Here is a 15253-nt window from a genome sequence, read left to right on the forward strand (position 1 = left end):
TCAGAAGCCTGATCAGGAGGCGATCACGCCCATAATGTCGCTTTCTTTCATGATCAGCAGTTCTTCACTGTCGATCTTGACTTCTGTTCCGGACCATTTGCCGAACAGAATACGATCACCGACTTTCACATCGAGTGCCACGATCTGGCCCTGCTCATTGCGAGCGCCCTGGCCAACGGCGACAATCTCGCCTTCCATTGGCTTCTCTTTCGCGGTGTCAGGAATGATAATGCCGCCAACGGTTTTTTCTTCGCTTGTTACGCGACGAACCACCACACGGTCATGCAAGGGACGAAATTTCGTCATTATGGATCGCTCCACATTCTTTTTCTGGGGACGACGCCCTTAGTCTCAAGCGACGCCGCCTCTTGCCACGCGCTCTACGCCGCGGTGCGTTAGCACTCCCACCCCGGGAGTGCCACACTGGAGATAGGAGTGCCTGAGGAGGGTGTCAAGGACAGGTGGCACTTTTCTTCTCAGAGCACCAGATTGCTGATTTTATATGAACTTTTCCTGAAACCATGCATCAGGCGTTCAGGACTGTATCGGGGATGATCGCGATCATATTGTCCTGCCGGACGAGGCCGGTGACGGTAAATATGAAAGCGAAAAATTGTACGTAATAGTACAGAATATAATATCACGGAATTTCCGTGAAACAGAATGTGTAAGCAGAGGTGTTAAGGGCTGGAGGGACCGCATGACACGATCCGGCATTCCAGCCCTGACTTACCCTCTGGCCAAAGTATGCCGCCTTTGTCGACGAAGCGACCGGCGGCAGAACTTCAGACGGTTTTGAGGTTGGTCGCTGCAGCTTTACCGCGCTCGTTGACCAGATCGTAGCTGACTTTTTCGTTCTCTGTGAGCCCGGTCAGACCTGCCGCCTGGACAGCGGTGATATGGACGAACACATCCTTGTCACCATCATCCGGTTGGATAAAGCCATAGCCCTTTGTCGCATTGAACCATTTTACTGTGCCGGTGGGCATCGAAATCATCCTTCTCGTGAATCGCCACCCGACCAGCGGACGGGCGCGACGGCCAGGTGGACAGCCGCACTCTGCGGCGTCCCTGACTCATGCGCATCCCCTCACGATCCGGGGTCATTGTCAATCTCGGGAGTTCACACCACGAAGAGCGGAATCTGTTCCATGGCGGGTACGGTGATGAGTCCGCGATCTGTGATCCGGATGTCCGGGATGACGGAAAGCGGGATCAGATTGAAGCCCATATAAGGCAGTGTACAGCCAAGCTCGCTCCATGCGTGCTTCAGTTTTTCGGCCTGTCGCGCGACGACACAAGCCCGCTGATCTGAAAGCAGGCCGGCGATGGGCAGCGGCACGAGCGCTTTGACTTCGCCGCCGGAAACGACAACGACACCGCCACGACTGTCGCGGATCGTCTCAACGGCGAGGCGCATATCGGCTTCATTGCGGCCCGCGACAATGATGTTGTGCGCGTCGTGTCCGACGCTGCTGGCGACCGCGCCTTCGGTGAGGCCGAAGCCACGGAGGAGACCATGTGCGACTCCGCCATTCCGTCCATGCCGTTCGAGGACGGTGACGAAACAGAGATCATGTTTCGCGAGCAGAGTGTCCCAGTTACGGGCTTCTTCAAGTGCGATGACGTCGTGCCGGAGGGCGATGTCGCCCGGGGCACCGATGCTGATCACATTGGCGTGACAGGCAGCGTCAGGCAGCGGAGGCGTGAGGGAACCGATCTTCGGGAGGATAACGGTCCGGTAAGCGGCTTCCGGGTAATGGTAACGGGATTCGGAAAGCTGACGATCGAGCACGGGGGTGATTTTACGATCTGAGACGACATGGACGCCGCCATACCAGGTGTCCTGAACCTCCATTGCATCATCAAGGAGGACAAGATCGGCGCGACGCCCGCCGCCGAAGCCGCCAATTTCGTTATCCATGCCGAAGCGGGTAGCGCCGTGGAGAGAGCCCAGACTCCAGGCGGTTTCCGGTTTGAGGCCCGCTGCGATGGCCTGACGGACGACCCAGTCCTGACCGAACAGGAACAGATCATCGGCATCACGGTCATCTGTGCAGACGCAGACGCGCTTGGGGTCGGCGCCCATTTCGGTGATGGTTTTGATGGCTTCCGGGAGGGAATGCCACGGGGTTGTCGGTGGCCCGCCGCGGAGAAAGATCCAGACGCCAGCTTCCAGGAGGTCATCGGCGATTTCGCCGGTGACGGCTTCGTGTGTGTCGGTGACGCCGGAGGCAGCGTAGGCGGCGACGAATTCCCGTCCATAAATATGCCCGCTGACGGGGCAGCCGCGTTTGAGCGATTCGGCGACGATGGCATGGCTGCGTTCGTCACCAAGGCAAAGCGGGACAAAATCCATTTTTTCGCCGAGCGCGACGGCTTCGGGCCAGCGGTCGAAGATGGCGCCGATCTTATTGGGTGTCAGATCGCCGCCAGCGGTTTCGCATTGCGGTGAAGTGGCCGGGACGGTACTTGGCACGGTAAGGAAGACGTTGAGCGGCGCGTGCCGGGCGTCTTCGAGCATCCATTCGATACCGGCGACGTCTGCGACATTGCCGATTTCGTGGCTGTCACAGAAGATGGTGGTGGTGCCGTTGAGCAGGGCCGCTTCCGCGTAGGCGCAGGCAGTCATCATGCTGCTCTCGATGTGCAGGTGCGGATCCACGAGACCCGGGGCAAGGATGCCCCCGGTGACATCCCTCACCTCACCCGGCGTCTGACCGGTTGCGCGCCAGCTTCCGGCGGGGCGGAGAGCGGCGATGCGACCGCCGCTGATCCACAGTTCGCGATTTTTCAGCATGCGGCTGGAATAGGTGGAGAGCATCCGGGCGCCGGTCAGCACGAGATCCGGCGCTGCGCGGCCTGAAGCGACGGCGGCGAGCTGGCGGGTCATGCAGTGCAGCGGGGACACGGAGAAACGGGTCAGGGTCTGGATGTCTTGCATGACAGGACTATAACGCAGGCGATAATTTTTGTCTCGTTATCGGAACCAGCCGTAATCTGCCGGTTCTGCTGGTATGACACGGGCTCCTGGGCAGCCTGGTTTTAAGCTGGAGAAACTGATGCAGGCGACGATTTTTCACAATCCGCGTTGTGGCACCTCGCGCAGGGTGCTGGAGCGGCTGACCCAGGCCGGACTTGAGGTGTGGATCGTGGAGTATCTCAGGACACCGCCTGATCGTGCGACGCTGGCGGAAATTGCCCGCGCAGGTGGCATCGGGGTGCGGGGGTTGTTGCGGGCGAAGGAGACGCTGGTTGCTGAACCCGGTCTCGATGCACCGGATATTTCAGACGACGCGTTGCTGGATGCGATGGTGGCGCATCCGGTGCTGATCAACAGGCCGGTTGTGGTGACGGAGCGCGGCACACGGCTTTGCAGGCCGGCTGAGCTGGTTGAGGACCTTCTGCCGCCAGCAGCGTGAGCGGCGGTGGCAGTGTGGGGAGTGGCGGGGCTCCCTGCGAATGCTCCGCGATCAGGAAGGCAGAGACCAGTCGATCCAGACCATCATGGCGACGACGATGATCAGCACACCATGCATGATCAGGATGGTCCGGACGGAAATGATCGGCACGTCATCCTTTATGTCTTTTTTTGCCATCTGTGTTCGCTCCGTTTTTTCGTTGTCCGCCGGGCCTGTTATCCCGAAGGTTATTTGGCCTCGACGTGAGGCAGGTGATGGTAAGCCCGGTTGAAATAGACGAGACCGCCGACGGTGCCGCCGAGCCGAAGGGCTTCGACAGTGCCGAAAATGACGCTGTGCGTTCCGACTTCCACGATTTTGCTGATCCGGCAGTCCAGCGCGACGATGGCTTCTTCAAGGACGGGCGCTCCTGTTTCCAGGGTGGTCCAGTGCCCGACATCGAAGCGCTCGGACATATCGAAGGCGCCGGCGAAACGGTCTGAAAGCGCCCGTTGAGCACCTGAGAGGACATTGACGCACAGTGCGGCGTTTTCGGTAAAAGCCGGACGAACGCGCGCTGAACGGTTCAGGCAGACGAGGATGGTTGGCGGGGTGTCTGTGACGGAGCAGACGGCGGAGGCTGTGAAACCGGTTGGCTCATCAAGGCTGCCTGTGGTCACGATTGTCACTGCCGCGCCCAGACGCGCCATTGCTTCCCGAAATGCAACGGATTCGACGGCCACGCTTCTGCTCCTGCTCTCGTCCGACCTGAACGGGTCTGAATTATGATGTGATCACCCGTACGAGATTCGGGTGATTGTCACAACCGGATATAAAGAACGCATGAACGGGCGGTGCCGCAGGGTGTGGCGGCCGGGAACCGGAAGAGGTGCCATGACTGAATCTTTGCAATTGGGACCATCGGGCGGTGGTCGTCCTTTTCTCCTTGAGCGACGGGGCTCTCTGGCCCGGATGACTCTTGATTGTCCGAAGAAACTGAATGCGGTCGACGCGGCGACAGCGGAAGAGATGCTGTCTGTGCTGGATGACTGGCGGGACGATTCCGAAGTCCGGATGGTTCTGATTGACTCCTCGTCGCCACGAGCCTTCTGCGCGGGGGGCGACATCAAGGCGATCCGGTCGATTATCGGGCAGGATGGTCCGGTGGCGGCCCATACGAGCATGGCGATCCCTTACCGGACGATGCTGGCGATTGCGCGCTATCCGAAGCCAGTGGTGACGGTGATGGACGGCATCACGATGGGTGGCGGGATCGGGTTTGGCGCGCATGCACGGCATCGGATTGTCACGGAGCGCTCCGTGCTGGCGATGCCGGAGACAGCGATCGGGCTGACGCCGGATGCCGGCGGGGGCTGGCTGCTTGCTCGTGCCCCCCGCCCGCACGGACTCCGTTTTGCTCTGACCGGCGGACGGATGAATGGCGCGCAGGCCGTGACAATGGGGATGGCGGACCATCTGCTGCATTCGGACTGCCTCCCCTCTCTTATGGATACGCTTGCGGACGTTTCCGGCGAAGAGATCGATGCTGTTCTGGGGAATCTTGCTGCGGCGCGGGCAGGCGACGTGAGTCTGCCGGGACTGCTTGCTGCCTCTGTTCCCGTTTATGACGCGCTTACTCTGACGCCGGCGGAAGGTTTGCCTCTGGTGCTGGAACGGCTGGAGGCTGTCATCGTGGCGGGAGGTGATGTGGCGTGGGCAGAGGAAGATGTGGCGACACTGAAGGCGGCGTGTCCGTTTTCGCTGCATGTCACCTGGCTGATGCAGCAAAAACTGGCCTCTATGGAACTGATTACGGACGGGTTTTCATTGGAGAGCAGCGCCGTTGGTCGTCTGCTGGCGCGGGCTGATTTTTGCGAAGGGGTGAGAGCGAGAGTCATCGACAAGGACAATAAGCCCGTCTGGCAGCCGGCCTCGATCGGCGGGGTGGACGCTGAAGAGGTCGCGAACTGCACGGCGTAGCGCGTTCCGGGCTGCGCGCCGATTTTGAACAGCTCTCTGTGTCCGGATATGTGGTCGGTCATCGTTCTGATGACCTGTCCGTGGGGAAGGAAAAGAAGCAGGCCTTTCCTCAGTATTTGTCCTGTGATGACGGCGGCACGTTCGTGTAGGATTTATTCAGACGTACTGCGTTCTGTTCGGCCGTCAGCCCCGTCGGGCCTTCGGCAACCTGTCGGGCCACGTTTGGCATGAGATCGGGGCGGCTCCAGCAATCCACACCGCTCCAGCCGGCGGTGCAGTAGGGTTGTGGGGGGGGTGGCGTCTCCGGAGGCGAGCACCAGCCGGTGCCTTTTTCGAGTTCGGTCGCCGAGCAGTCACGCCCCATGGCGAAGCTGCCGATTTGCGGCGCAGAGCAGCCGCTGAGCAGCAGAATGATGGTCGGAAACAGAAAACGGGTGCTGTGCATGAGGGAGAGTATGGCGCTCCGGTGTAAAGAAACGCTTACCGACGAAATGCCGCTGTCAGGTGTTTTACAGGAACGCCGTTTGCTGCATTTCTGATGCGCGGCTATTGTCTGCCCGGAATATGCAATGTGTGCTGCTCTGCCCGTGCCCTGCGGGGAAAGAAGCGTGCATTCGGTGGCGTTACGGGCATCAGGCCCGCAGATGAAGAGATTGTGCTCCGGTGGTCGACGAAATTTTCAGAGAAGTGGACGATGAGCTGCGGGCTGAGCGTATGCGACGCATGGCCAGGCGATTCGGCGGCCTGGGGCTGGCCATCATCGTTCTGACGGGAGCCGGGGTTGGTGCCTGGGAGTACCATCGTTCCACGGAACAGGCGCAGATGGAGCAGGCTTCCCTCACCTATTTCAAAGCGCTTCATGATGCAGGGTCGGATGAATCGGCCAGCGGAGCGAGCGCGCCGCTGACGGATGTGCAGAAAAAGGCATTCGCGTCGCTGACGCAGCTTAGCGGAACGGGATCATCAGGGCTGGCGACTCTTGCGAAGATGAGGGTTGCGGCCGGAGATGCGACGCATGGCAATGTGCAGCGCGCACTGACGGCATGGGATTCCATTGAACGCGACACGCATACTGACCGTAATCTGCGTGACCTGGCGACGTTGCTGTGGTGCCAGTGGCAGATCGATTCCGGGGATGTGGCGACGATCCGTTCGCGTCTGTCGCTGCTTACCGGCGTCGGAAAGCCTTATGCCGCGCTCGCCACCGAGCTTCTTGCGACGCTCGACATTCGCGCCGGGCAGAATAAAGAGGCTCGCGATCGTCTGACCACACTGGCGCAGGATTATGCCGCGCCGGAAGGTGTCAGAATGCGTGCCAACGCGCTGTTGCAGACGCTCGGTCAGGCCGGCTGAGCACATTCGTCATTTTCACTTCAGTCAGAGACCATTCCGCCGTGTCCCAGCCGATCGAAAGCGATCCGATGTCCCGATCTCCGCGTAACAGTCGCCGCAGCTTTCTCCGCACGCTGCTGGCGGGTGCCGCGGCTGTTCCAGGTCTTGCGGCCTGCAGCGTCTTTGATGATGACGAGAAGCCAATTCTGGCCGGGCATCGCGTCCCGGTGCTCAACGGCCGCAACGGGCTGGTGGTGCAGAAGAGCAATGAGCCCCTGACGCCGATCACTGTTCCGGCGCCGACTCAGTCTGTTGACTGGCCGATCAGCGGGCGTGTGCCGAGCCATGTATCCGCCAACTATGCCTGGGGTGGCCTGAAGGAGCGCTGGTCGGAATCGATCGGGCACAGTGTTTCCGAACCGGATTTCCTGTCTTATGCGGCGCTCGGGTCTAGCGGACGCGGGGTTATTCAGGCGACACCGGTCATTCATAAAGGCCGTATCTTCACCATGGATGCGGTGGGGAACGTGCATGGTTACACCTGGCCGGGCATGCGTCAGCTCTGGCATTTTAATCCGAAATCACACCGGTTGCAGTCGAGCAATATTGGTGGTGGCCTGGGAGCTGACGGCGACACACTCTATATTGTTGATGGCATTTCGGAGACGGTTGCGGTCGAAGCCGCGACTGGCGAAGTTAAATGGCGCATGAATGTTGGCACGCCGGGGCGTTCGGCGCCGACGATCACGAACGGGCGGCTGTTTTTCGGCACGATTGACGAGCGGCTGTTCGCGCTTGATGCGACATCCGGACATCAGCTCTGGAATTACAACGCCTCTCCCGCGGATACGGTGATGTTCGGTCAGCCGGCACCGACTGTGGTGGACGGGATTGTGCTGGCGGGATTTGGGTCTGGTGATCTTGTGGCGCTCCGTGAGGAGAGTGGCGAGGTTGTGTGGAGTGACACGCTGGGCAGCGCGAACGGCCAGACTTCGGCGCTGGATTTCTCCTGCGTGCGCAGCATGCCGGCCGTTGCTGGCGGGACGGCCTATGCGATAAGTGTCGCGCCGATGATGGTGGCGATTGATATGCGATCTGGCCGCAGGATCTGGGAGCGGGCCATTGCGGGCCAGAATCCGATTTTGTCTGTCGGAGACTGGCTGTTTATCATCACCATGGATGAGCAGGTGACCTGTATTGACCGGATTACCGGTCAGGTGCGCTGGATTACGCAGCTTCGTGAGTATGTCCGGGTTGATGTACGCAAGGATGGCGTGACCTGGACGGGACCGGCTCTGGCAGGTGGCAAGCTGGTTTGTATCAGCACACTGCCGGAGAACGGCATTGTGACTCTCGACCCTCTCACCGGCAAAATTCTGTCGCTGGACAAGATGCCTGCGGCGACGACGGTTGAGCCTATTTTCTCAGATGGCCAGATGCTGGTTATCGATAACCGGGGCGTTCTTACTTCTTATGGCTGATCAGAAACGCGGCGGGCGCTCATCAAGGCAGCCGATGCGCCCCGAACCGGCTCTTCCCGGTAAGGGGCTGCTGACGGTTGTCATCGCCGGGCGCCCGAATGTTGGCAAGTCGACCCTGTTCAACCGTCTGGTTGGCCGCAGACAGGCGCTTGTGGCGGACACTCCGGGTGTCACGCGGGATCGCAAGGAGGGCGAAGCGGTGTTGCGTGGTCGCCTGGTGCGACTGATTGACACGGCCGGACTGGAGGAAGCGGCACCGGACACGTTGTTCGGGCGGATGCGGGCCTCGTCTGAAATGGCAGTTGTCGAGGCGGATGTGGTGCTGTTCTGCATTGATGCGCGGACGGGGATTACGCCGGCCGATGAGCATTTTGCGAACTGGCTGAGGAAGCAGAACCGCAAAGTGCTGCTGGTGGCGAACAAGGCCGAGGGCAAAGCGGGGGCGGCTTCCGCGATGGAGGCGTTCTCGCTTGGGCTGGGAACACCGATCGCGGTATCTGCGGAGCATGGTGAGGGCATCGCCGATCTCATGAGCGAGGTTGCGGATGCTTTACCGCCGCCGACAGAGGCGGAGATGCTTGCTGAAGATACGCACTCGCCGCGCAGACGATCGAGAAAGACTGCGAAGCCGGTTGAGGAAGAGCCTTCTCTCAGCTTTGCGGCGCTGACAGGTCCGGATGAACCGGAGGAAGACGCGGTTCCTGAGGAGTTCGCGGACGAGGCCGTTTTCATTGAAGACGAAACGGCGGCGCCGGGGCGGCTGCGGATTGCGTTTGTTGGTCGGCCGAATGCCGGAAAATCGACGTTACTGAATCGGGTGTTGGGTGAGGAACGGATGATTACCGGGCCGGAGCCAGGGCTGACGCGGGATTCGGTGGCCGTGATGGTCAGCGATGAGCACGGCGAGGTTCAGGTTGTTGATACGGCCGGGTTGAGGCGCAAGGCGCGGATCGACGAGAAGCTTGAGAAGATGTCAACGTCGGCGACGATTGAGGCGCTGAAGATGGCCGAGGTTGTGGTTCTGGTCGTGGATGCGGTGCTCGGGCTGCATGAACAGGATCTGCAGATTGCGCGTCTTGTGGAGCGTGAGGGGCGTGGCTGCGTTCTGGTGCTCAACAAGTGGGATGCGGTTGAGGATCGGGTTGCGACGCGCAAGGCGATTTATGACCGGCTCGAAATTTCTCTGACACAGATGCGCGGGCTGGAGGTTGTTGCCTTTTCGGCGAAGACGGGCGCCGGTGTGCAGAAGCTGTTGCCGGCAGTGCGGCGGACGGCGGAGATCTGGAACAGTCGCGTGCCGACCGGGGAGCTGAATCGCTGGTTTGATTCCGCGCTGGAGAGACACCCTCCCCCGCTGGTCAGCGGACGGCGACTGAAGCTGCGCTATATCACGCAGGTGAAGAGCAGGCCTCCGACCTTTGTGATTTTTGGCACGCGTGCGGAGCTTCTGCCTGAGGATTACCGGCGTTATCTGGTCAACGGGCTGCGGGAGAGCTTTGGACTGACCGGCGTTCCCGTTCGGTTGCAGTTTCGCGGGACGAAGAATCCTTACGCTGACGATAATGGCCACTGAGGCGGAGTCCGGTTTCCGCGTGATTTTAGTCCGTGGGCCGGAACACGCATGACGGGTGTAAGCGAAGCTGTGACCCGGACGATTTCTCTTGTTGTTCCGTTTTATAACGAGGGTGCCGGAGTCACGCATTTTGCCGGGGTTATCCTTCCGGTTCTGGAAGCGATTCCGGACATATGCTGGGAGATTGTGTGCGTTGATGATGGCAGTCGTGACGACACTCTGAAGCGTCTGGTTGCCCTGGCGGATACGGATCATCGGTTCCGGGTTCTGGAACTGTCGCGGAATTTCGGAAAAGAAGCGGCGATGAGTGCGGGGCTTGATGCCGCACGCGGGGATGCCGCGATCCTGATTGACGCTGATCTGCAGGACCCTCCGGAGCTTATTCCCGAGATGATTCTGGCATGGCGTAATGGCGCGGATGTTGTGCTTGGGCATCGGATTGACCGGTCTTCAGACAGCTACGTGAAGCGCAAAACGTCTGGCTGGTTTTATTCGCTTCATAACAGGCTGGCGCAGGTTCAGCTTCCTGAGAACGTTGGCGATTTTCGTCTGATGGATCGCTGTGTGGTGGAGGCTCTGAAGCAGCTTCCCGAGCGGCAGCGGTTCATGAAGGGGTTGTTTGCCTGGGTGGGCTTCAGGACGGTGACGCTGGATTATACGCGGCCGGCCCGAGCGGTTGGCGAGACAAAGTTTTCCGGACTGTCGCTGTGGAATCTGGCGCTTGAAGGACTGACGAGCTTTTCGACTTTGCCCATCAGGCTCTGGACGTATCTGGGAACGGTGGGAGCCGTTCTGGCGCTGGCATATGGCGTCTATATTATGCTTCGTACGGCAGTCATGGGCAATCATGTACCCGGTTATGCATCTTTGTTTGTGGCGATTACTTTTTTCGGAAGTATTCAGATCATCAGCATCGGGATGCTTGGGGAATATGTTGGTCGTATTTACATGGAGACGAAACAGAGGCCGCTTTATATTGTCAGAAGAGAGCATAACTGAAACGGCCTGACGAAGACCTGAAAGCCTGCCTAGAAAATCGACAGGATGCGGACGCCGGAGCAGAGGGGCCGGATAGTGTCAGTGACAGCGTAGACGACGCAGGCCGGTTGCCAGGGGCGTGAAGGCTGCGTTTTTCCAGCGACCGTTTGCACCGCTACCCGATGCAGTCAGCCTGATCGTTCGATATTCCCCGGCCGGAATGCCCGCAACAGGCGCGAAGGGGGCGCGCCAGGTTTCCTGGTTTCCGTCTGCTGCCCGGATGGTGGTGATATCCAGCGCGGCAGGGAAACCCGGCGGGATCATTTGCGGGCGGGGCGGGGCGGAGATACGGATGAGCCGCACCTGGGCGGGGCAGTTAAAGCTCAGAGTGACGACGCTGTCCTGACGGGTCACGACGAAGGCTGACGCCGTGACGGGGCGCATTGTCGCCGCGAGAAGCAGCGGGAGGAGCGCCAGTGCCGGGAGCCATGTGGTCAGTTTCGGGAAGCGCCCGGCCCGCAGCAGGCCGTTGAGGACGAAGGCGACCAGAAGCGCGAGCCAGAACAGCGCGGCCCGGATCAGCAGTGTTTCATCCAGAGCAGATGCCGGATCTATTCCGAAAGCTGCGAAATCAAAACTGTCCCACGGTAACAGGCCGGCCACATCGAACCTGTCATGGAATGGGAAATCTTCGTCTCCGGTCAGCAGTCCGAGGCGGTTTTCAAGAAATTTCGAGTTATGATGAAGGAGTATTCTTGAATTGAGTACGGCGAAAAGCACCAGTGCGCCACCGGCGAGACGTGCTGGCAGTCCGCTTACGGATCTGAGCCAGAATGCCATTCCGACAGCCATGGTCGGCATTACCGGAACCCAGAAGCGCGCAGGCCAGGATTCCGATGCGGTGCCCCAGATCATGGGGGGCAGATAGACGGCCAGCAGCAGAATTGCCTGGAGCGCGAGTGACGATCTCTTCCAGGCGCCGATAATCAGGCCCGCGAAAGCCAGCAGACAGGCCGGGTTGACGGTGAGAAGGCCATGGCGAAATTCGGTAAGCTGGACTGTAAGACGATCAAACACGCCGTTCAGGGATGGCTGGAAAGAGGCTGAGGCACCGGCAACCAGATGGCCGTAGAATGCGAACTGGTGCCAGAGGAATAATCCGCCGGCGATGGCGCACAGTCCGGCACCGGCGACGAGCCCGTTTCGGTCACGTCGTTGCCACAGATGAATGAGAGCAAAAAGCACGAGAGTGGCGGATAGCAGGGCCGCGCGGATATGGACGAAAGGCAGCAATAACGCGCACAGGATTCCCGCCAGAGCGGGAAGCGTGCTGTTCTGCCGGCCGCATGTCCATGATGCTGCGAGCAGGGCCATCATCATCAGTTCGGTATAGAAAAGATGCGTGTAAGGAAGCACGGGGAAAGTCAGCATCACGAATGCTGTGGCGAGCAGAGCGATGACTGGTCCGGCTACGGGGCGCAGCATCCATGCCAGACTTACCACGGAGGTCAGCGCGCACAGGACCGATATGCCTCTGGCTCCCGCCACTCCGAACAGGCCGGTAAAAGGCGAGGCGATGATGGACATTGTGACGGGGTGGCCGCTGATCGGTGTGAAGCCGCTGGCGACCAGAGCCTGAAATTGCGGCATTTCCTTTGCGAATTCGCTGGTCGGCATCTGAAAGCCGCCCGTTCGCCAGAAACTCAGGGCGCGGTAGATATATTCCGGCTCATCGCCGGTTACGGGCATTCCGATAAGACAAATCTGGACGACTGTGGTGAGCAGAAGAAGAATTATGATACCCGAAAAGAATAGTCCGTTCTTGTGATCAACTGTTTTTCCGGGCCGAAATATCATCAGTGCTTGCTTTGTACGAGTTATCCGCTGGCCGCACGAGTATGAGAAAAGAGAAATTCACGCAATTGCGTTAACGTGACGTGTTGCCGGCCTGATGGCGGAAACAGTGCGGATCGTGGTCGTCGATCATGCCGGCGGCCTGCATCCAGGCGTAGACGATAACGGGGCCGGTGAATTTGAAGCCGCGGGCTTTGAGGGCTTTTGAAAGAGCGGATGAAAGCGGGGACTGCGCGAGGACGGTGCCTGTGGTGTTGCGGATGGGCAGGCCATCGGGGGAATGGTTTCTGGCGAAAGCCCAGGTGAAGGAGGCGAAGTCTTCTCCGTTTTCACGCATGGAGAGAAAGGCGTGCGCGTTTCCGATAGTCGCTTCGATTTTGGCGCGGGCGCGGATGATGCCCGGATCGGCCATGAGGCGGGTGATGTCGGCTTCCGTGAAGCAGGCGACGATTTCGGGATTGAAGCCTTTGAAGGCTTTTCGGAACGCATCGCGGCGTTTCAGGACGGTGAGCCAGGAGAGGCCGGCCTGGAAGCCTTCGAGGCAGAGCATTTCCCAGAGTTCGCGACTGTCGTGGACGGCGACGCCCCATTCTTCGTCATGATAGGTTCGGAGGAGCGGGCTGGTTTCGGCCCAGCGGCATCGTCGGGCATCGGGCGTGATCGGCATTCGTGTGGTTCGGGTCCGGATGAGGTGAGGTCGGGGAAGATTTCCGCATGCGGTTTATGATGCTTCTCATCTGCCTTTGTTAAGATGAGAAGCGGGCCACTTTCTTCCTGAAAGTGACCGGAGCGAAGTCCTGTTACATGTGAAAAGTTCCGGATTTTTACCGGAATCTTTCGTCTTATTTACTGAATTTCGCGCCGGCGGTTTTCAGGGTTGCGGTCATCTTTGTGAAATTGGCGGCGATACGTTTCTGGACATCGGTGCTGCCGTCATGGATGTGGCCGATTTTGTCGCGCGCTTCGTTGCTGGCGATGGTTTCCTGGCGGTTCGCCTCTTTGGCGACGCAGGCATTGTAGACGCGGGCGGCTTTTTCGTAGGCGGCGGCACGGTCGACACTGCTGTTATATTTATCGACGCTGGAGACATCGAGGCTCGGTGCGGAAGGCTCGGTTCCGCAACCGGAGGCAGTCCAGGGGCTTTCTGCGCGGGCAACGGAGGCTCCCGCGAGGGTCATCATTGCGGTGATGCAGAGAGAGAGGCGGGTCTTCATGCGGTTTCCTTCCGGCCTGAGGCCGGGACGATGGTGCAGGCGATATCCGGGGATTTTTTGATCCACGACGGAGTGTTCGCGCGTTAACACCAGCTTTAGGGCAAAAAGCAGGCAAGCTGGCCGCGAGGTTCGCCAATCATGGTGTCCTCGCGCATGATGGCCTGACCGCGCACGATGGTGGCGACGGGCCAGCCGGTGATCTGCTTGCCGTCGAAGGGACTCCAGCCTGCGGGGGTGACGATCTGGTCGTTAGTGATGGTGCGGCGGGCTTTCATATCGACAAGCGTGAAATCGGCATCGTAGCCGGCGGCGATACGGCCTTTGGCCTGGAGACCGTAGACGCGGGCGGGGCCGGCAGCCATGAGGTCTGCGAGGCGTCCGAGGCTGAGGCGCCCGGCGTTCACATGATCGAGCATGAGGGGAACAATGGTCTGCACGCCGGTGAGGCCCGCGGGACATTCGGGCCAGGGTTTTGCTTTGGCTTCGAGCGGGTGCGGGGCGTGGTCGGAGGAGACGACGTCGACGGTGCCGTTGCGGACGGCTTCCCAGCTTGCCTCGAAGTGGCTGCGGTCGCGGATCGGCGGGTTCATGACCGCGAGGCCGCCGAGTTCATCGTAACAGTCCGGGCCGAACTGGGTGAGATGGTTGACGAGGACTTCTACGGTGGCGATGTCGCGGAAGCCCTGGAGGTATTTCAGTTCTTCCGCGGTTGAGGTGTGGAGGATGTGGGCGGGACGTCTGGTTTTGCGGGCCAGCGCCATGATACGGCGGGTGCCGAGGAAGGCGCATTCGACGTCACGCCAGACGGCGTGGGTGCTGTAGGGCATGCCGGTGTGGAAGTCTTTGCGGCGGGCCTGAAGGCGGTATTCGTCTTCGGAGTGATAGGCGATGCGGCGATGACCGTGGCGCATGACGGCTTCGAGACCGGCGTCGTCTTCGATCATCAGGTTGCCAGTGGAGGAGCCGGCGAAGACTTTGACTGCGCACACGCCGTCGAACTGTTCGTACTTGCCGAGCTGAGGGGTATTTTCTCTTGTGGCGCCGACGTAGAAGCCGAAATCGGTCCAGGAATGACCTGATGCGTATTCCTGTTTCCAGCGCAGCATTTCGTCATTTGTGATGGCCGGATTTGTGTTCGGCATGTCGAACACGGTGGTGATGCCGCCGAGGGCCGCGGCGTGGGTTCCGGTGGGGATGCTTTCCACGGCAGCGTTGCCGGGGTCGCGCAGGTGGACGTGGGCCTCGATGAGGCCGGGGAGCACGTGCAGGCCGGTAGCGTCGATGGTTTCGCCGGCTTCGGCGGTTGCCGGGACGGCCAGTTCGGCGATGCGGCCGGATGTCACACCGATATCGGTTTTTGCTTCGCCCCAGGGGAGAATGCAGGTTCCGTTCCGGATGATCAGGTCATAGCGCATTGGCCGGGTCTTTCCTGTCTGCCGG

General features: G+C 60.1%; 16 protein-coding genes. 6 read left to right on the forward strand and 10 right to left on the reverse strand.

Translation table 11 applies throughout. The annotated features are described in order from the left end of the window. Window positions 1–12 precede the first annotated feature (12 nt). From groES to GOB85_RS04085, 3 genes are all read right to left on the reverse strand, one after another. The gene (groES, locus tag GOB85_RS04075; RefSeq protein ID WP_173576347.1) at window positions 13–306 is read right to left on the reverse strand and encodes a co-chaperone GroES; all 294 of its coding nucleotides are present in this window, start codon (window positions 304–306) and stop codon (window positions 13–15) included. A 479-nt stretch (window positions 307–785) separates the two neighbouring features. After that, on the reverse strand, window positions 786–989 hold the full coding sequence (locus GOB85_RS04080) for a cold-shock protein (protein WP_173576348.1): 204 nt from the start codon (window positions 987–989) through the stop codon (window positions 786–788). A 134-nt stretch (window positions 990–1123) separates the two neighbouring features. After that, window positions 1124–2944 (reverse strand): adenine deaminase C-terminal domain-containing protein, encoded by a 1821-nt coding sequence (locus tag GOB85_RS04085; RefSeq protein WP_194298664.1) that lies wholly within the window; start codon window positions 2942–2944, stop codon window positions 1124–1126. A 73-nt stretch (window positions 2945–3017) separates the two neighbouring features. Here GOB85_RS04085 and arsC point away from each other — a divergent pair, with 73 nt between their 5' ends. Then, a complete protein-coding gene (gene arsC, locus GOB85_RS04090) occupies window positions 3018–3422 on the forward strand; it encodes an arsenate reductase (glutaredoxin) (RefSeq protein ID WP_198912188.1) in 405 nt (134 codons plus the stop codon). Window positions 3423–3473: 51 nt separating this feature from the next. Here arsC and GOB85_RS19560 read toward each other — a convergent pair whose 3' ends face one another. Together GOB85_RS19560 and GOB85_RS04095 are read right to left on the reverse strand one after the other, a co-directional pair. Then, window positions 3474–3599 (reverse strand): hypothetical protein, encoded by a 126-nt coding sequence (locus tag GOB85_RS19560; RefSeq protein WP_277875838.1) that lies wholly within the window; start codon window positions 3597–3599, stop codon window positions 3474–3476. Between the two features lie 50 nt (window positions 3600–3649). After that, complete coding sequence (locus GOB85_RS04095; RefSeq protein ID WP_173576384.1) at window positions 3650–4111, reverse strand: flavin reductase; 462 nt, start codon at window positions 4109–4111, stop codon at window positions 3650–3652. A 184-nt stretch (window positions 4112–4295) separates the two neighbouring features. On the opposite strand from GOB85_RS04095, the gene GOB85_RS04100 reads away from it, so the two are divergent. Next, window positions 4296–5381 carry an enoyl-CoA hydratase/isomerase family protein gene (locus GOB85_RS04100; RefSeq protein ID WP_173576349.1) on the forward strand — a complete coding sequence of 362 codons (1086 nt, stop codon included), beginning with the start codon at window positions 4296–4298 and terminating at the stop codon, window positions 5379–5381. 109 nt (window positions 5382–5490) lie between these two features. On the opposite strand, the gene GOB85_RS04105 is transcribed toward GOB85_RS04100, so the two are convergent. Beyond that, window positions 5491–5826 (reverse strand): hypothetical protein, encoded by a 336-nt coding sequence (locus tag GOB85_RS04105; protein WP_173576350.1) that lies wholly within the window; start codon window positions 5824–5826, stop codon window positions 5491–5493. A gap of 218 nt (window positions 5827–6044) precedes the next feature. On the opposite strand from GOB85_RS04105, the gene GOB85_RS04110 reads away from it, so the two are divergent. The 4 genes from GOB85_RS04110 to GOB85_RS04125 all read left to right on the forward strand — a co-directional run bounded on the left by GOB85_RS04110 (window position 6045) and on the right by GOB85_RS04125 (window position 10766). Further along, on the forward strand, window positions 6045–6734 hold the full coding sequence (locus tag GOB85_RS04110) for a tetratricopeptide repeat protein (protein WP_173576351.1): 690 nt from the start codon (window positions 6045–6047) through the stop codon (window positions 6732–6734). A gap of 68 nt (window positions 6735–6802) precedes the next feature. Continuing rightward, a complete protein-coding gene (locus GOB85_RS04115) occupies window positions 6803–8194 on the forward strand; it encodes a PQQ-like beta-propeller repeat protein (RefSeq protein ID WP_173576385.1) in 1392 nt (463 codons plus the stop codon). Window positions 8195–8228: 34 nt separating this feature from the next. Next, window positions 8229–9767: a ribosome biogenesis GTPase Der gene (gene der / locus GOB85_RS04120; RefSeq protein WP_173576386.1), complete on the forward strand. Its 1539-nt coding sequence runs from the start codon at window positions 8229–8231 to the stop codon at window positions 9765–9767. 48 nt (window positions 9768–9815) lie between these two features. Continuing rightward, a complete protein-coding gene (locus tag GOB85_RS04125; protein ID WP_173576352.1) occupies window positions 9816–10766 on the forward strand; it encodes a glycosyltransferase family 2 protein in 951 nt (316 codons plus the stop codon). A 78-nt stretch (window positions 10767–10844) separates the two neighbouring features. Here the strand turns inward: GOB85_RS04125 and GOB85_RS04130 are convergent, their stop codons facing one another. The 4 genes from GOB85_RS04130 to GOB85_RS04145 all read right to left on the reverse strand — a co-directional run bounded on the left by GOB85_RS04130 (window position 10845) and on the right by GOB85_RS04145 (window position 15228). Then, on the reverse strand, window positions 10845–12602 hold the full coding sequence (locus GOB85_RS04130; protein ID WP_173576353.1) for a hypothetical protein: 1758 nt from the start codon (window positions 12600–12602) through the stop codon (window positions 10845–10847). A gap of 70 nt (window positions 12603–12672) precedes the next feature. After that, entirely contained in the window at window positions 12673–13266 is a 594-nt protein-coding gene (locus GOB85_RS04135) for a DNA-3-methyladenine glycosylase I (protein ID WP_173576354.1), read from the reverse strand. A gap of 175 nt (window positions 13267–13441) precedes the next feature. Next, complete coding sequence (locus GOB85_RS04140) at window positions 13442–13813, reverse strand: hypothetical protein (protein ID WP_173576355.1); 372 nt, start codon at window positions 13811–13813, stop codon at window positions 13442–13444. Between the two features lie 95 nt (window positions 13814–13908). Then, complete coding sequence (locus GOB85_RS04145; protein ID WP_173576356.1) at window positions 13909–15228, reverse strand: dihydroorotase; 1320 nt, start codon at window positions 15226–15228, stop codon at window positions 13909–13911. Window positions 15229–15253: the final 25 nt, after the last annotated feature.

It is taken from the genome of Acetobacter fallax, from assembly GCF_011516735.1.
In the GTDB taxonomy this organism is placed as follows: domain Bacteria; phylum Pseudomonadota; class Alphaproteobacteria; order Acetobacterales; family Acetobacteraceae; genus Acetobacter; species Acetobacter fallax.

Bases quoted from the DNA above. Each gene is read 5' to 3' on its own strand.
- GOB85_RS04085 (WP_194298664.1), bottom strand. From the start codon at position 2,944: ATGCAAGACATCCAGACCCTGACCCGTTTCTCCGTGTCCCCGCTGCAC.
- GOB85_RS04115 (WP_173576385.1), top strand. From the start codon at position 6,803: ATGTCCCGATCTCCGCGTAACAGTCGCCGCAGCTTTCTCCGCACGCTG.
- GOB85_RS04095 (WP_173576384.1), bottom strand. From the start codon at position 4,111: ATGGCGCGTCTGGGCGCGGCAGTGACAATCGTGACCACAGGCAGCCTT.
- GOB85_RS04130 (WP_173576353.1), bottom strand. From the start codon at position 12,602: ATGATATTTCGGCCCGGAAAAACAGTTGATCACAAGAACGGACTATTC.
- GOB85_RS04100 (WP_173576349.1), top strand. From the start codon at position 4,296: ATGACTGAATCTTTGCAATTGGGACCATCGGGCGGTGGTCGTCCTTTT.
- GOB85_RS04145 (WP_173576356.1), bottom strand. From the start codon at position 15,228: ATGCGCTATGACCTGATCATCCGGAACGGAACCTGCATTCTCCCCTGG.
- groES (WP_173576347.1), bottom strand. From the start codon at position 306: ATGACGAAATTTCGTCCCTTGCATGACCGTGTGGTGGTTCGTCGCGTA.
- GOB85_RS19560 (WP_277875838.1), bottom strand. From the start codon at position 3,599: ATGGCAAAAAAAGACATAAAGGATGACGTGCCGATCATTTCCGTCCGG.
- GOB85_RS04140 (WP_173576355.1), bottom strand. From the start codon at position 13,813: ATGAAGACCCGCCTCTCTCTCTGCATCACCGCAATGATGACCCTCGCG.
- GOB85_RS04105 (WP_173576350.1), bottom strand. From the start codon at position 5,826: ATGCACAGCACCCGTTTTCTGTTTCCGACCATCATTCTGCTGCTCAGC.
- GOB85_RS04080 (WP_173576348.1), bottom strand. From the start codon at position 989: ATGCCCACCGGCACAGTAAAATGGTTCAATGCGACAAAGGGCTATGGC.
- der (WP_173576386.1), top strand. From the start codon at position 8,229: ATGCGCCCCGAACCGGCTCTTCCCGGTAAGGGGCTGCTGACGGTTGTC.
- GOB85_RS04135 (WP_173576354.1), bottom strand. From the start codon at position 13,266: ATGCCGATCACGCCCGATGCCCGACGATGCCGCTGGGCCGAAACCAGC.
- arsC (WP_198912188.1), top strand. From the start codon at position 3,018: ATGACACGGGCTCCTGGGCAGCCTGGTTTTAAGCTGGAGAAACTGATG.
- GOB85_RS04125 (WP_173576352.1), top strand. From the start codon at position 9,816: ATGACGGGTGTAAGCGAAGCTGTGACCCGGACGATTTCTCTTGTTGTT.